Below are 14,668 nucleotides of genomic sequence, written 5' to 3'. Positions count from 1 at the left end.
GCCGTGGCAGGCAAAGCTACTGGCGACGAGGAGACCCGGGTGACCGATCTGGCGCACATGCGCCGGGCCATCGAGCTCGCCGCACGCGGACGCGGCACCACCAGCCCCAACCCCGTGGTCGGCTGTGTCGTCCTCGACGCCTCGGGCCGGGTGGCGGGGGAGGGGTTCCACGCCCGCGCCGGCGGCCCCCACGCCGAGGTGGCCGCGCTGCGCGCCGCCGGTGAGCGTGCCCGGGGCGGCACCGCCTACGTCACCCTCGAACCCTGCGACCACACCGGGCGCACCGGGCCCTGCTCGGCCGCGCTGCTGGCGGCGGGCGTCGCCCGCGTCGTCGTCGCGGTGCGCGACCCCAACCCGGAGGCGGCGGGCGGCGCCGAGCGGCTGCGGCGGCACGGGGTGACGGTGGAGACCGGCGTCCTCGCCGCCGAGGCCGGGCGTGGCAACGCCGAATGGCTGACCTCCGTACGGCTCGGCCGCCCGCACGTCACCTGGAAGTACGCCGCGACGCTGGACGGCCGCTCGGCCGCCGCCGACGGCACCAGCCAGTGGATCACCTCCCCCGAGGCCCGCGCCGACGTGCACCGCCTGCGCGCCGAGGCCGACGCGGTCGTGGCGGGCATCGGCACGGTCCTCGCCGACGACCCCCTCCTGACCGCCCGCCCCGCGAGCGGGCCGCCCGCCCGGCAGCCGCTGCGCGTGGTCGTCGACTCCGCCGCCCGCGTCCCCGCCGGCGCCCGCGTCCTGGACGGCCGGACCCCCGCCCTGGTGGCGGTCGCCGCCGACGCCGACCCCGCCGCGGTCGAGGCCCTCGCCGGCCGGGCCGACGTGGTACGGCTCACCCGGCGCGAGCCGTACGGCCTCGACCTGGCGGAGCTGCTCGCCGAGCTGCGCCGCCGCCAGGTCGTCGGCGTGCTGCTGGAGGGCGGTCCCACGCTCGCCGGCTCGTTCCTGCGCGAGGGCCTGGTGGACCGGGTCGTCGGCTACCTCGCGCCCGCGCTGCTGGGCGCGGGGGCCGCCGCGCTCGGCCCGGCCGGCGTCGCCACGATCGCCGGCACCCACCGCCTGGAGTTCGAGGATGTCACCCCCACCGGCCCGGACCTGCGGCTCACCGCCCGGCCGATACCCCTTCGAGGAGATGCGGATGTTCACCGGAATCGTTGAGGAGCTCGGCGAGATCGCCGCGGTCGAGCCGTTGCCGGACGCGGCGCGGCTGTCGGTCCGCGGACCGGTCGTGACCGCCGACGCCCGGCACGGCGACTCGATCGCCGTCAACGGCGTCTGCCTGACCGTGGTGGAGGTGGACGGGGACGTCTTCACCGCCGACGTGATGAAGGAGACCCTGGACCGCAGCTCCCTCGGGGCGCTGCGGCCCGGCTCCCCGGTCAACCTGGAGCGGGCCGTCCGCGCCGACGCGCGCCTGGGCGGCCACATCGTCCAGGGCCACGTCGACGGCACCGGCACGCTGCTGTCGCGCGAGCCGGGCGAGCACTGGGAGGTCGTCAGGATCTCGCTGCCGGCCGAGCTGAACCGCTACGTGGTCGAGAAGGGCTCGATCGCGGTGGACGGCGTCAGCCTGACCGTGGCGGGCGTGGACGGCGAGAGCCTCACCGTCAGCCTGATCCCCACCACGCTGCGGCTCACCACCCTCGGCGCCAAGCGGCCGGGCGACCCGGTGAACCTGGAGGCCGACGTCATCGCCAAGCACGTGGAGAAGCTGACCGCCGCCTACGCCCCCGGGGGCCGGGCGTGAACTGGACGCAGGCGGGATTCGAGGTCCTCGGCACGAAGGTGCTCTGGACCGACCTGGTCGGCAACGTCGCCTCCCTGGCGACGGTGCTGCTGGCGATCCGCAAGTCGCTGTGGACCTGGCCGGTGCAGCTCACCGGCGCGGTGCTGCTGCTCATCGCCTCGCTCACCGCGCACGTCACCGGCAACGCCCTCAAGCAGGTCATGTTCGGCGGCCTGGCGGTCTACGGCTGGTGGCGGTGGTCGCGCGGGGTCCGCGACGGCGGGAGCCTGCCCGTGCGGCCCGCGCGGTTCTTCGAGCGCGCCGGGATGATCGCGACCCTGCTGGTCGGCACGATCGCGGTGGGCGTCGTCTTCTGGGTCGCCAAGCTGTCCTGGGGCGCGGCCGTCCCGCCGCCCGAGGGCTACTACCTGGTCGCCGCCGACGCCTACATCTTCGTCGGCAGCGCCGTCGCCACCTGGGCGCAGGGGCGGGCGCTGGTCGACTTCTGGATCGTCTGGGTGGCCGTCGACCTGGTCGGCGTGCCGCTGGCCTTCAAGTCCGGACTCGTCGTGTCCGGGGCGGTGTACGGGGTGTTCTTCGTGCTCGTCCTGGCCGGGTTCCTCAACTGGCTCAAGGAGTACCGCTCTTCCCGGGCGGCACTCGTCCCCGAGGAGGCGTTGTGACCGTGCTCGACCCGATCGAACGTGCCGTCAACGACATCCGCGACGGCCTGCCCGTCGTGGTCGTCGACGACGAGAACCGCGAGAACGAGGGTGACATCATCTTCGCCGCGGCCCGCGCCACCCCGCAGCTGGTGGCCTTCACCATCCGGCACAGCAGCGGCGTGATCTGCGTGTCGATGCCCGGCGAGGCCCTCGACCGGCTCGGCCTGCCGCTGATGGTGAACGACAACCGCGAGCGGCTGCGCACCGCCTACACGATCAGCGTGGACGCCCGCGACGGCGTGAGCACCGGCATCTCCGCCGCCGACCGGGCCAAGACGATCCGGACCCTGTGCGACTCGGCGACCGAGCCCTACGAGCTGGTACGGCCCGGCCACGTCTTCCCGCTGCGCTACCGCGAGGGCGGCGTGCTGGCGCGGCGCGGTCACACCGAGGCGGCCGTGGACCTCGCCAGGCTGGCCGGGCTGACCCCGGCGGGCGCGCTCGCCGAGGTCGTCAACGACGACGGCACCATGAAGCGGCTGCCCGAGCTGCGCGAGTTCTGCGACGAGCACGACCTGGCGCTGGTCTCCATCGAGCAGCTCGCGGAGTACCGCCGCCGTACCGAGCGGATGGTGACCCGGGTCGCCGAGACCCGGATGCCGAACCGCCACGGGATGTGGCGCGCCTTCGGCTACTCCAGCGCCCTGGACGGCGGCGAGCACCTCGCCCTCGTCTACGGCGACCTGGAGGACGGCGAGAACGTCCTGGTCCGGGCCCACTCCGAGTGCCTGACCGGCGACGTGCTCGGCTCGCTGCGCTGCGACTGCGGGGTGCAGCTCGACAACGCCATGTCGATGATCGCCGAGGAGGGCCGCGGGGTGGTCGTGTACCTGCGCGGGCACGAGGGGCGCGGCATCGGGCTGCTGGCCAAGCTCCGGGCCTACAGCCTTCAGGACGCCGGCAGCGACACCGTGGACGCCAACCTGGAGCTCGGGCTGCCGGTGGACGCCCGCGAGTTCTCCAACGCCGGGCAGATCCTCGCCGACCTGGGCGTGAAGTCGGTACGGCTGCTCACCAACAACCCGGCCAAGCTGCGCGGGATGGACGGCTACGGCGTCAAGGTGCTCGGCCGCGAGCCGATGCCGGTGGCGGTGAACCCGTACAACGAGAGGTACCTCACGGCCAAGCGCGACCGCCTCGGCCACGACATCGGGCAGGAGCCGCCGGGAGGGACGGCGGCCGGGGACATCGGTGTGCCGGTCGCGCCGGGCGTCCGCGGCGGGCGGGAGGACGCGTGAGCGGCACCGGAAGGCCCCCGGCCGACGCCGCCGACGCCGCCGGGCTGACCGTCGGCATCGTGGCCGCCCGGTGGCACGCGGAGATCACCGACCGGCTCGTGGAGCGGGCCGTCCAGGCCGCCAGGGACAGCGGCGCCACCGAGACCGTCGTCCGGGTGGCCGGGTCGCTGGAGATCCCCGTCGTGGCCCAGGCGCTGGCCGCCCGCTGCGACGCGGTCGTCGCCCTCGGGGCGGTGATCCGCGGGGACACCGCCCACTTCGACTACGTCTGCGACTCGGTGACCTCCGGCCTGACCCGGATCTCCCTCGACGAACGGACGCCGGTCGGCAACGGCGTGCTGACCTGCGACACCCTCCAGCAGGCGCTCGACCGCTCCGGGCTGCCGGGAAGCAAGGAGGACAAGGGCTACGAGGCCACCGTCGCCGCCCTGGAGACCGCGCTGCTGCTGCGCGGCCTCGCCTCCGGCGGGCGGCCCCGCTAGCGTCCGGCGCCGGAGACCCCGTGCCGGGCACGGACCCGTATGTCCCGCGGCCGGACGGCCGCGGGACACACGGGCCGGCGGGCGGCGCCACCCGCACCGCCGGCCCGGGCTCACCCCCGCGGCATCTCGTACGGCTCGCCGCAGAAGTACTGGTTGAGGGAGTTGACGGCCGCGAGGATGAGCAGCCCGGCCCGGGGGTCGTTCCGCTGGACGTTGACCGAGATCGTCATACGCCTCCTCCCGGTGTCGTCGGCGAAGCCGAAGGTGACGTATCCGGGGATGGAACCGGTCGCGCCCCACTTCTCCCCGCAGGTCAGCGCCACCGCCTCCAGGCCGAGGCCGTACCGGGGGAACACCGGCGCCTGCGGGGTCCCCACCCCGGTCCGCATCTCCGCCAGCAGCCGCGGGCCGATGAGACGCCCGCCGAAGAGCGCCCGGTAGAAGCGGTTGACGTCGCGGCCGTCGCTCACCAGGCCGAAGGCGGCCCAGGCCCAGGAGGGATCGATGCGGGTGAGCGGCCGCAGCCCGTCCGTGTCCGCGCCTTCGGGCAGGTAGTAGCCGGTGGCGTGCGGGCCGTGGATGCGGGGGTCGGTGACCGGCAGGTAGGAGCGGGTCATGCGGGCGGGCCCGAGGATCCGCCGGTCCACCTCGGCGCTCAGGGTGTGGCCCGTCACCTTCTCCACCAGCATCCCCAGCACGATGTACCCGGCGTTGGAGTAGTGGAAGGCGCCGGGCTCCGGCCTCTCGACCTGCTCGGCGTACGCGACGAGCCGCTCGGGCCGGTAGGCGCGCCGCGCGTAGTGCCCGGGATCGGCGAACTCGGCGTGTTCCATGTAGTCGGCCAGCCCCCCGGTGTGATTGAGCAGCCGCCGGACGGTGACGCGGTCGCCGTCCCTGATCAGGCCGGGCAGCAGGGCGGCGATCGGGTCGTCGAGCCGTACCTTCCCCTCCTGGACCAGTTGCAGGACGACGGTGGCCACGACGCTCTTGGTCAGGCTGGCCACCCGGAACCGGGCCTGCGGCGGCATCGGGGCACGGGTGGTCAGGTCGGCGACGCCGCCGGTGCCGATCCAGGCGCCCTCGTCGTCGTCGACGCGGGCGAGCACCCCCGGAGCCCCGGCGGCCACGATCCCGTCCAGCGTCCTCCGCACCTCGGCCAGGTCGTCCCGCGGGCGCGTCGTCGCGTGGGCGGGTGCCGCGGCCCCGAGGAACGCGGTGACGGCCAGGGCGATCGCGACGGTACGTGACATCAGGGGGTCCTCATCGGTTCGGGGGAGCGGGCCGCCCGGCGGACTCCCGGCGGCGGCCGCCGGCGGAGGAGCCGCTTCGGCGGCCGCTGGCGGGAAGCGCTTCGGTGTCTTCCGGTGGGGGAGCGCTTCGGCGTCCTCCGGCGGCGTGGGAACGAGATCAATCCTCGGCGCGCGGGCGGGCGTCCGCCTCGTCGCCGAGATCGAGTTCCGGATGATCCCGTGGTCGCACACGGGTACGACCGCGGTGGGACGCGACGCCGGACGCCGGCCGGACCGGAGAGCAGGGGCCGGCCGGGTGTGCGATAGATTTCGTCAGGTGCCGTGATTGCCGCCACGACCGCTCTGAGCGGCGGTTTCTCGAAGGATCGTGATCGTTCAGTGAGCCCCGAATGAGCCCCGAGAGCGTCCCCGCGCCCCCGCTGCCCGTCGTGTGGCGGCCGAAGAAGGGACGGGCCGTGGCCTACGGCTTCGCCGGGCTGGTCATGCTGGGCGCCCTGGTGATGGCGTTCGTGCTGCCCGCGCCGTTCCACCTGCCCGACCGGATCGCGATGGTCGGGCTCGGCGGGGTGATCGCCTGGCTGCTGCACCTGCTCGGGCGGTGCCGGGTGGAGGCCGACGAGCGGGGCGTCACCGTGGTCAACCCGCTGCGGGTGCACCGCTACGAGTGGCCCGAGGTCCTGGGGGTGACGCTGATCGACAGCGAACCCTGGGCCAAGATCGACTTCGCCGACGGCGCGACCGTCGGCGCCATGGGCCTGCAGGGCTCGGAGAAGGAGCGGACCGTACGGCAGGTCCGCGAGCTGCTGGCGCTCATCCGGGAGCGCGGGGAGACCGACGAGCGCCACTGAGCGGCCCCGAACCCGCCGGAACCGGACACCGCCGGAACCCCTGGAAACGGGTGGGCGGGCGTAGCCTGATGTGGTGCGGTTGACCGACGTGCCGGGCCTCGGCTCGCCCGGCGAGCTGGCCGGGCTGCTCGACCGGCAGGCGTACCTCGCCGACGAGGGGCTGACCACCGCCGCCTTCCTGGCGCTGCGGATGGGCCGCCCGCTGCTGCTGGAGGGCGCCGCGGGGGTCGGCAAGACCGAGCTGGCCAGGGCCCTGGCGGCCGTGCTGGACGCGCCGCTGATCAGGCTCCAGTGCTACGAGGGCCTCGACGGCCCCCAGGCCCTCTACGACTGGGACTTCGCCCGCCAGCTCCTGCACCTCAAGGCCGCCGAGGCGGGCGGGACCGCCGACCCGGCCCGGCTGGAGACGGAGGTCTACGACCGGCGCTTCCTGATCGCCCGGCCGCTGCTGCGGGCGATCGAGACCTGGCCCAGCGTCCTGCTGATCGACGAGGTGGACCGGGCCGACGTGGAGTTCGAGGCGATCCTGCTGGAGGTGCTCTCCGACTTCGCGATCTCCGTCCCGGAACTCGGCACGATCCGCGCCGAGCACCCCCCGGTCGTCGTGCTGACCTCCAACCGCACCCGGGAGGTTCACGACGCCCTGAAACGGCGCTGCCTCTACCACTGGCTGGAGCATCCCTCCTTCGACCGGGAGGTCGCCATCCTGCTGCGGCGCCTGCCCACCTGCTCCGAGACGCTCGCCCGGCAGGTCGCCGGCGCGGCCGGGCGGCTGCGCGGGGCCGGGCTGGTGAAGCCGCCGGGGATCGCCGAGACCCTCGACTGGACCGAGGCCCTGCTGACCCTCGGCGCCCGCGAACTCGATCCCGCCCTGGCCGCCGCCACGCTCGGCGCCCTGCTCAAGCACCGTGAGGACCACGAGGCCGCGCTCGGGGACGGGCTGTTCGATGACCTCCGCCGCTGACGGCCGCGACCTGGTCGCCGTCATGACCGGGTTCGCCAGGACGCTCCGGGCCGCCGGGGTCCCCGCCGACCACGCCAGGACCCAGGGGCTGCTGCGCGCGCTGTCCTGCCTGGACGCCGCCCGGCCCGGGGACGTCTACTGGGCGGGCCGGCTCACCCTGTGCGCCTCCGCCGAGGACCTCCCCCGCTACGACCGGGTGTTCGCGGCCTACTTCGGGGGCCTGCGGGCGGGCCCCGCCCGATCCGCGACGGTGACCGTCACCCGGCACGTCGCCACCCTCGGCGGCGAGTCCGGCGACGGCGGCGAGCGGGAGTCCACGGCGCGTCCGGCCGGGGCGAGCGAGCTGGAGGTGCTGCGCAACCGGGACGTGGCCGGGCTGACCGCCGCCGAGCTGGCCGAGGTGCACCGGCTGCTGGCCCTGCTCCGGGCCGGGCGTGAACGGCGCAGGTCGCGGCGGTCCCGGCCGTCGCGGCGGGGACGGCTCGACCCCGCCGCGACGATCCGCGAGACCCTGCGCCGCGGCGGGGAGACCGCCCGGCTGCGCCGCCGCGTCCGCCGCACCAGGCCCCGCCGGGTCGTCCTGGTGGTCGACGTCAGCGGCTCCATGACGCCCTACGCCGACACGCTGCTGCGACTCGGCCACGCCCTCCTCGCCGCCGAGCCCCGGGCCACCGAGGTGTTCAGTGCCGGCACCCGCCTCACCCGCGTCACCGCCGAGCTGCGCCGCCGCGACCCGGCCGCGGCGATGGACGCCGCCTCCCGCGCCATCCCCGACTGGAGCGGCGGCACCCGCCTCGGTGAGGAGCTGCGCCGGCTCCTCGCGCTGAACGACGCCCGCGGCGCGACCGTGGTCATCGCCTCCGACGGGTGGGAACGCGGCGACGTCTCGCTGCTGGGCGCGCAGATGGCCCGCCTGTCGCGGGTGGCGCACCGAGTGATCTGGGTCAACCCGCACCGGGGGCGGGAGGGCTACCGGCCGCTCACCGCAGGGATGCGCGCGGCCCTGCCGTACATCGACGACTTCGTCGCCGGGCACAGCCTGGCGGCGTTCGAGGAACTGGCCGCGCTCCTGGGAGGGGCTCATGCGTGACGTGTTGTCGCAGATCGTGCGGTGGTGGTCGGCCGGGGCGACGTTCGGCCTGGCCACCGTGGTGAGCACCTTCCGCAGCGCGCCCCGCCCGCCGGGCGCCGCCATGGCCGTGTTCGGCGAGGAGGCCGAGGGCAGCGTCTCGGGCGGCTGCGTCGAGGGCGCCGTCTACGAGCTGGCCCGCGAGGTGGCCGCCTCGGGCGCCCCGGTCCTGCAGCGGTACGGCGTGAGCGACGACGACGCCTTCTCGGCTGGTCTGACCTGCGGGGGAATCCTCGACGTGTTCGTCGAGCCGGTCTCGCGGGAGGCGTTCCCCGAGCTGGGGGAGGTGGCCGCCTCCGTCTCCGCCCGCGAGCCGGTGGCGGTGGCGACCGTGCTGTCCGGGCCCGGCCGGACCGGCGCCCGCCGGGTCGTCTGGCCGGACCGCGCCTCCGGCTCCCTCGGCGGGGACCGCCTGGACGACGCCGTCGACGACGACGTCCGCGGCATGCTCGCCCAGGGGATCACCGGGATCCGCCGGTACGGCCCGCAGGGCGAGCGGCGGCTCGACGACCTGGCGGTCTTCGTGCACTCCTTCGCCCCGCCGCCCCGGATGCTGGTCTTCGGCGCGATCGACTTCGCCGCCGCGGTGGCCAGGATCGGCAAGTTCCTCGGGTACCACGTGGTCGTCTGCGACGCCCGGCCGGTCTTCGCCACCGCCAAGCGCTTCCCCGACGCCGACGAGGTCGTCGTCAGATGGCCGCACGACTACCTGACCTCGATCTCCGTGGACGAGCGCACCGCGATCTGCGTGCTCACCCACGATCCCCGCTTCGACGTGCCGCTGCTGGAGGTCGCGCTGCGCACCCCGGCCGGCTACGTCGGCGCGATGGGCTCGCGCCGTACCCACGAGGACCGGCTGGAGCGGCTGCGGGAGGCCGGGCTGGGGGAGGCCGAGCTGGCGCGGCTGCGCTCGCCGATCGGGCTCGACCTGGGCGCGCGGACCCCCGAGGAGACCGCGGTGTCCATCGCCGCCGAACTGGTCCAGCTGCGCTGGGGCGGCTCGGGGCGGCCGCTCACCGGCGGTTCCGGGCGCATCCACGGGGATGGGGCCCGGCCGTGACCCCGGGGACCCCGGACCCGCGAAACCCGGACCCGGATCTCGGGGGCCCGGGGATCCGAGATCCACGGATCCGGGATCCGGGGCTCCGGGAGCCGGGCGGGTCCGCCGAGCCGGTCACCGCCGGGCTGCTGCTGGCGGCCGGGGCGGGCTCGCGGCTCGGCACGCCCAAGGCCCTGGTCGAGTTCCGGGGGGAGCGGCTGGTCGACCGCGGGGTGCGGACGCTGCGCGAGGGCGGCTGCCACCCGGTGGTCGTCGTGCTCGGGGCCGCGGCCGCGCAGGTGCGCGGGGCGGTGACGGTGCGCAACCCCGGGTGGCGCACCGGCATGGGCTCCTCGCTGCGCGCCGGCCTGGCCGCGTTGCCGGACGACGCCGAGCGAGTGGTGATCGCCCTGGTGGACCAGCCGTTCGTCGGGCCGGAGGCGGTGCGGCGGCTGATCCGGGCGGCGCGGCAGGGGGCGTCGGTGGCCGTCGCCGTCTACGGCGGGGCGCGGCGGAACCCGGTGCTGATCGCGAGGGAGCACTTCGGCCGGGTCGCCGCGATGGCGACCGGCGACGTCGGCGCCCGGCCGTTCCTGCGGGCCCACCCCGAACTGGTCGTCCCGGTGGCCTGTGACGACGTCGGCGATCCGGCCGACATCGACACCTCGGCCGACCTGTCGGCGCTGCGGGAGCGGTGACCCGCGCCGGACGGCGCGGGCCGTGCCGTACGCCGTGGGCCGTGCCGCGTGCCGCGCCGTCACGGCCGTGATCCGGGCGGAAGCTCCCGGACCTCCGGGACCTCCGGGACCTCCGGTGGGCTCCCGGAACCGCCTGGGACCTTTCGGGACCTCCCGGACCTCCCGTGGACAGAGCCTAGAAGCGCAGGGTGGCCACGGCCGCGCGGTGGTCGCTGCCCGCGGCCTCCTCGACGGCCGCGCCGGTGGCGGTCAGGCCGCGGTAGAGGATGTGGTCGGGCCGGGTGACGGGGAAGGACGCCGGCCAGGTGAAGCCGAGCCCCGACCCCGCCTCCTGCTGGGCGTCCAGCAGCGGGGGCACCAGGCCGGAGCGGTTGCGGTCGGTGGTGGCGGTGTTGAGGTCGCCGAGCAGGAGCAGTCGCCGGCTGTCGTCGGCGTCGACGATCCGCCGGACGTAGGAGAGGTTCTTGTCGCGCAGGTCCGTCTCGCCGGGACGGGCCGAGGCCAGGTGCATGACGTAGACGGTCACCCTGCCCTTGGGGGTGTTCACCACGGCCCGCAGCGCCCGCGCCCAGTCCAGGCCGATGTCCGCCTTGCGGGCCTCGACGATCGGGAACCGGCTCCACAGGCCCACCGTCGTGACCTGGTAGTGGTACGGGAAGGTCTCGCCGAGGGCCTTCGCCGCCGGGCCGCCCGGGGTGAGCTCCTGCAGCGCGACGAGGTCCCTGCCCTCGGCCAGGCGCTGTACGGCCCGCCCGGAGGCCGCGTTGGTCACTCCCACGTTGAGCGTGGCGACCGACAGGTCGCTCGGCCCGCCGGGCGGCCTGCGCAGCAGGGCGGGGCCGAACATGACCCCCCACACGGTCGCCGGGACCAGCGCGGCGGCGACGGCCTTCCACGAGCGGGCCGGCAGCGCGCCCAGCAGCAGGAACGGCACGGCGACGCCGAGCCAGGGCAGCCCGCTCTCCAGCACCGGCGTGAACCCGCCGAGATCCGGCAGGAGTCCGTGGCCGCCGAGGACCAGGGCGAGCGCTCCCGCCAACACGATGATCACCCGCTCGAGCACAGCACCGCTCCCCGCCCGTCTGATGATGATCCTCTACTGCCCCGAAACGCGTACGCTACCCGCTTCGCGGCGGGAAGGGGGGCGCTTGGTGGCAGGCCGGTGAGTCGATAGCCTGTCCCGCGAAGACAACGGAACATCATTCGGTTCTCCCGGGCCGTCCGGGAGGCCGGGCGATCCGGAAAAAAGGCCCGCGGGCGGGCCCGGACGCGGGCGGAAGGACGATCTCACGATGCGCATCGGCATGGCCCTGAACTACTCGGGGGGTTTCAAGGAGACGGTGGCCGAACTGGCCGACTACGAGAAGGCGGGACTCGACATCGTCTTCGTGGCCGAGGCGTACAGCTTCGACGCGGTGAGCCAGATGGGCTACATCGCGGCCAGGACGGAGCGGCTGCAGATCGCCTCCGGCATCCTGCCGATCTACTCCCGCACCCCGACCCTGCTGGCGATGACCGCCGCCGGCATGGACTACGTCTCCGACGGCCGCTTCACCCTGGGCCTGGGCGCCTCGGGGCCGCAGGTGATCGAGGGCTTCCACGGCGTGCCGTACACCGCGCCGCTGGGCCGTACCCGCGAGGTCGTGGAGATCTGCCGCCGGGTCTGGAAGCGCGAGCGCCTGACCTACGAGGGCAGGTACTACAACGTCCCGCTCCCCGCCGGCCAGGGCACCGGCCTGGGCAAGCCGTTGAAGATCATCAATCGCCCGGTCAGGGACCGCATCCCCATCGTGATCGCCGCCATCGGGCCCAAGAACGTCGAGCTGGCCGCGGAGCTGGCGGAGGGCTGGGAACCGATCTTCTACATGCCGGAGAAGGCCGCCGACGTCTGGGGGGCGTCGCTGGCCGCGGGAAAGGCCAGGCGTGACCCGGCCCTGGGTGAGCTCGACGTCATCGCCCAGGCGCCGCTGGCCATCGGCGAGGACGTGTCGGAGTGGCTGGAGCTGGGCCGGCCGATGGCCGCCCTCTACATCGGCGGCATGGGCGCCAAGGGCAAGAACTTCTACAACGACCTCGCCCGCCGCTACGGCTACGAGAGGGAGGCCGAGCAGATCCAGAACCTCTACCTCGACGGTAAGAAGGACGAGGCCGCCGCGCTCGTCCCGCACGAGCTGCTGGAGCAGATGTCGCTGATCGGCCCGGAGAGCCACGTCCGCGAGCGCCTGGCGGTGATGCGGGACTCGGGCGTCACCACGATCAACGTGGCCCCGCTGGGCCGCACGCACGCCGAGCGGGTCCGGCTCATCGAGAAGGTCAGGGACCTCACCGCCTGACGTTCCGCGCGCCGGAGGCCGGCCGGCCCGTTGCCATACTCTGTTGAACAGAGTATGGTCTCGGTCGTGCCCAGAAGATCATCAGAGGTGAGCGAGCCGATGTACTTCGTGCTCGCCGCGCTGCTCGACGGCCCGCTGCACGGCCACGCGATCCTCAAGCGGATCGGCGAGCTGTCGGCGGGCCGGGTCCGGCCGACGGTCGGCACCCTCTACGCCATCCTCGAACGCCTCGCCGCCCGGGGAGTGCTCGTCGTCGACCGTGAGGAGACGGTCAACGGCCGGGCCCGCCGCTACTTCCGGATCACCGACGAGGGGGCGGCGATCGCCAGGAGCGAGGCCAGGCGCATGAACGAGGCGGCCGCCCTGGTCCTCGACCGCACGGCCCTCGCGTGACGCGGCTGGAGCGGGGCTACCGCAGGCTGCTCCTGGCCTATCCCGCGGGCTACCGCAGGGCGCACGGCGACGAGCTCGTCGACGTCCTGCTCGACACGGCGGAACCGGGGCGGCGCAGGCCCGAGCCCAGGGAGGCCCTGGGTCTGCTGATGGGCGGGCTGCGCACCCGCGTCGAGCACGCGGCGACGGGGCCCGCCCGGCGCGACGGCCTGCACCTGGGGGTCACCGCGCTGGCCGTCGCGAACCTGGCCGCGCTGCTCCCCTTCGCCGCCGCGATCCCGCTGTGGACCGCCCTGTCCGCCCTCGCCGTACTGGCCGTCCTGCGGGGGCGGGTACGGCCGGCCCTGCCCCTCCTGCTCCTCACCGGCGCGAAGGCCACGGCGATCGCGGCGGGGGTTCCCCTGTTCGACCACGCCCTGATGCCGATCGAGTCCGGCCTCCGGCCCCACGAGGGGTTGTTCGCCACCACCGGCCCCCAGGTCGTCGCCCTCTCCTACGCGCTCACCCTCGCCGGGTCGCTCGTGCTGGCGGCGGGCGCCCGTCCGCTGAGGACGCGCTCCTGGTGGTGGCTCGCGGTCGCGCCCGCCCTCTGCGCGGGTCCCGTCCTGATGGGCGAGTCGGTCTTCCCCGTCGGCGTGGTCCGGGCGGTCGTCGAGCCGGGGCTGCTGGTCCTGGCCGTCTGGGCGGCCCGCCTGGCGAGAGACCCGCGCTGGGGGGTGGCGGCCCTGGTCCACCTGCTCGCCGTCACCGTGGCGCTCGCCGAGCACGGGCCGTACCTGACCGTGCGGCACCTGGCCTACTGGGCCCTGCTCGCCCTCCCCGCCGTCACCGCCGTCATGGTGGCGCGCGGGCACCGTAGAACCGCCCTGCGCTGATCCTCCGGCGCGACATTCCTTCTCCCCGCCGTCACCGCGGTCCTGGTGGCGCGCGGGCACCGCAGAACCGTCCCGCGCCGATCCTCCGGCGCGACATTCCCTTGGAGATCTCATGAGAGTGCTCGTCACGACCGCCCTGACGCTCGCCGTACTGACCGGACACGCCGCCGCGGCGCCGGGCCCCGCCGCTCCGGCCACCGCCGACGCGGCGCAGGAGACGAAGTGGAAGCTGGAGCGGTTCAAGGCCGGCTGCATGAAGCAGAAGGGCTTCAAGTACACCCCGTTCGTCGAGTCCGGGCCCAAGGAGACGGAGACGCAGAGGAAGGCCGAGGCCGGCGACTACGCCGCGGCCAAGGAGGTCAGGACGAAGTACGGCTACCGGATCTTCGCCCAGTTCGTCTATCCCGACGACTCCGCCTCGGGCGCGCTGGTCGTCGAGGAGCGCGGGGAGGACCCCAACCCGGGGGCCCGCATGAACGAGACGCAGTTCGACGCCTACAAGGCGGCGGAGGATGCCTGCCTGGCCAAGGCGTTCAAGGCGGTCCTGAACAAGGACGTGAAGAACCGGATGGACGTGCTCATGAAGCACATCGAGCTCAAGAAGCGGCTCACCGTCCAGCGGCTCGACGGCGACGCCCGGCTGGTGAGTCTGGCCAAGCCGTTCGGCGCCTGCCTCAGGGGCAAGGGCTACACGATCACCTCGCTCACGCCGAGCCACCTGGCCGACAGGGGGAGAAAGGCCGCGCTGGCGCAGGTCGGCAGGTTCGGGAAGGAACAGGGAAAGTCCTGGCCTGAGCTCACGCCCGCGCAGGCCAGGCCGTACCTCACCGAGGAGATCGAGGACGCGCTCGACGACCTCGAGTGCGGCAGGGAGTTCTACGCCCGCTACTCGCCCATGAGCGCGGCCGTCGACCGGGAGGTGGAGGCGCAGTTCCCGTTGTGAGCCCGCTCCCGCGTCCGCCGCT

Annotated in this window: 16 protein-coding genes; 14 read left to right on the top strand and 2 right to left on the bottom strand. The window is 74.5% G+C overall.

What is annotated here, in order from left to right; all coding sequences use genetic code 11:
- The first annotated feature begins 39 nt into the window (after window positions 1-39).
- From ribD to ribH, 5 genes are read left to right on the top strand one after another with little or no spacing between them, the layout of a single operon-like run.
- Window positions 40-1,161, top strand: a complete 1,122-nt coding sequence (gene ribD / locus ACZ6W9_RS06220) for a bifunctional diaminohydroxyphosphoribosylaminopyrimidine deaminase/5-amino-6-(5-phosphoribosylamino)uracil reductase RibD (RefSeq protein WP_470116822.1) — start codon at window positions 40-42, stop codon at window positions 1,159-1,161.
- The gene (locus tag ACZ6W9_RS06215) at window positions 1,142-1,750 is read left to right on the top strand and encodes a riboflavin synthase (protein WP_389954770.1); all 609 of its coding nucleotides are present in this window, start codon (window positions 1,142-1,144) and stop codon (window positions 1,748-1,750) included. Before ribD ends, ACZ6W9_RS06215 begins: the two co-directional genes overlap by 20 nt.
- A complete protein-coding gene (locus tag ACZ6W9_RS06210; protein ID WP_389954767.1) occupies window positions 1,747-2,412 on the top strand; it encodes a nicotinamide mononucleotide transporter family protein in 666 nt (221 codons plus the stop codon). Before ACZ6W9_RS06215 ends, ACZ6W9_RS06210 begins: the two co-directional genes overlap by 4 nt.
- Complete coding sequence (locus ACZ6W9_RS06205; RefSeq protein WP_389954764.1) at window positions 2,409-3,692, top strand: bifunctional 3,4-dihydroxy-2-butanone-4-phosphate synthase/GTP cyclohydrolase II; 1,284 nt, start codon at window positions 2,409-2,411, stop codon at window positions 3,690-3,692. The genes ACZ6W9_RS06210 and ACZ6W9_RS06205 overlap by 4 nt, the downstream gene beginning before the upstream one ends.
- Window positions 3,689-4,174, top strand: coding sequence for a 6,7-dimethyl-8-ribityllumazine synthase (ribH, locus tag ACZ6W9_RS06200; RefSeq protein WP_362934632.1), 486 nt, complete (start codon window positions 3,689-3,691; stop codon window positions 4,172-4,174). Before ACZ6W9_RS06205 ends, ribH begins: the two co-directional genes overlap by 4 nt.
- A gap of 110 nt (window positions 4,175-4,284) precedes the next feature.
- On the opposite strand, the gene ACZ6W9_RS06195 is transcribed toward ribH, so the two are convergent.
- Window positions 4,285-5,424: a serine hydrolase domain-containing protein gene (locus ACZ6W9_RS06195; RefSeq protein WP_389954758.1), complete on the bottom strand. Its 1,140-nt coding sequence runs from the start codon at window positions 5,422-5,424 to the stop codon at window positions 4,285-4,287.
- Between the two features lie 389 nt (window positions 5,425-5,813).
- Here ACZ6W9_RS06195 and ACZ6W9_RS06190 point away from each other — a divergent pair, with 389 nt between their 5' ends.
- From ACZ6W9_RS06190 to ACZ6W9_RS06170, 5 genes are all read left to right on the top strand, one after another.
- Window positions 5,814-6,272, top strand: a complete 459-nt coding sequence (locus ACZ6W9_RS06190) for a PH domain-containing protein (protein WP_389954756.1) — start codon at window positions 5,814-5,816, stop codon at window positions 6,270-6,272.
- Window positions 6,273-6,345: 73 nt separating this feature from the next.
- On the top strand, window positions 6,346-7,236 hold the full coding sequence (locus ACZ6W9_RS06185) for an AAA family ATPase (protein ID WP_470116821.1): 891 nt from the start codon (window positions 6,346-6,348) through the stop codon (window positions 7,234-7,236).
- Entirely contained in the window at window positions 7,220-8,326 is a 1,107-nt protein-coding gene (locus ACZ6W9_RS06180) for a vWA domain-containing protein (protein ID WP_470116820.1), read from the top strand. Before ACZ6W9_RS06185 ends, ACZ6W9_RS06180 begins: the two co-directional genes overlap by 17 nt.
- Window positions 8,319-9,425 (top strand): XdhC family protein, encoded by a 1,107-nt coding sequence (locus ACZ6W9_RS06175; protein ID WP_470116819.1) that lies wholly within the window; start codon window positions 8,319-8,321, stop codon window positions 9,423-9,425. The genes ACZ6W9_RS06180 and ACZ6W9_RS06175 overlap by 8 nt, the downstream gene beginning before the upstream one ends.
- A 68-nt stretch (window positions 9,426-9,493) precedes the next feature.
- On the top strand, window positions 9,494-10,102 hold the full coding sequence (locus ACZ6W9_RS06170; RefSeq protein WP_470116892.1) for a nucleotidyltransferase family protein: 609 nt from the start codon (window positions 9,494-9,496) through the stop codon (window positions 10,100-10,102).
- A gap of 175 nt (window positions 10,103-10,277) precedes the next feature.
- Here the strand turns inward: ACZ6W9_RS06170 and ACZ6W9_RS06165 are convergent, their stop codons facing one another.
- Entirely contained in the window at window positions 10,278-11,153 is an 876-nt protein-coding gene (locus tag ACZ6W9_RS06165; RefSeq protein ID WP_389954748.1) for an endonuclease/exonuclease/phosphatase family protein, read from the bottom strand.
- 241 nt (window positions 11,154-11,394) lie between these two features.
- On the opposite strand from ACZ6W9_RS06165, the gene ACZ6W9_RS06160 reads away from it, so the two are divergent.
- The 4 genes from ACZ6W9_RS06160 to ACZ6W9_RS06145 all read left to right on the top strand — a co-directional run bounded on the left by ACZ6W9_RS06160 (window position 11,395) and on the right by ACZ6W9_RS06145 (window position 14,646).
- Window positions 11,395-12,435: an LLM class F420-dependent oxidoreductase gene (locus ACZ6W9_RS06160; RefSeq protein WP_389954746.1), complete on the top strand. Its 1,041-nt coding sequence runs from the start codon at window positions 11,395-11,397 to the stop codon at window positions 12,433-12,435.
- 87 nt (window positions 12,436-12,522) lie between these two features.
- Window positions 12,523-12,828 carry a PadR family transcriptional regulator gene (locus tag ACZ6W9_RS06155; protein WP_470116818.1) on the top strand — a complete coding sequence of 102 codons (306 nt, stop codon included), beginning with the start codon at window positions 12,523-12,525 and terminating at the stop codon, window positions 12,826-12,828.
- Window positions 12,825-13,703, top strand: coding sequence for a hypothetical protein (locus ACZ6W9_RS06150; protein WP_389954742.1), 879 nt, complete (start codon window positions 12,825-12,827; stop codon window positions 13,701-13,703). The genes ACZ6W9_RS06155 and ACZ6W9_RS06150 overlap by 4 nt, the downstream gene beginning before the upstream one ends.
- Before the next feature lie 112 nt (window positions 13,704-13,815).
- A complete protein-coding gene (locus tag ACZ6W9_RS06145) occupies window positions 13,816-14,646 on the top strand; it encodes a hypothetical protein (RefSeq protein WP_470116817.1) in 831 nt (276 codons plus the stop codon).
- The last annotated feature ends 22 nt before the right edge of the window (window positions 14,647-14,668 follow it).

The organism is Streptosporangium sp. NPDC053982, from assembly GCF_055585205.1.
This window is presented reverse-complemented; position numbering and strand designations above follow the sequence as displayed.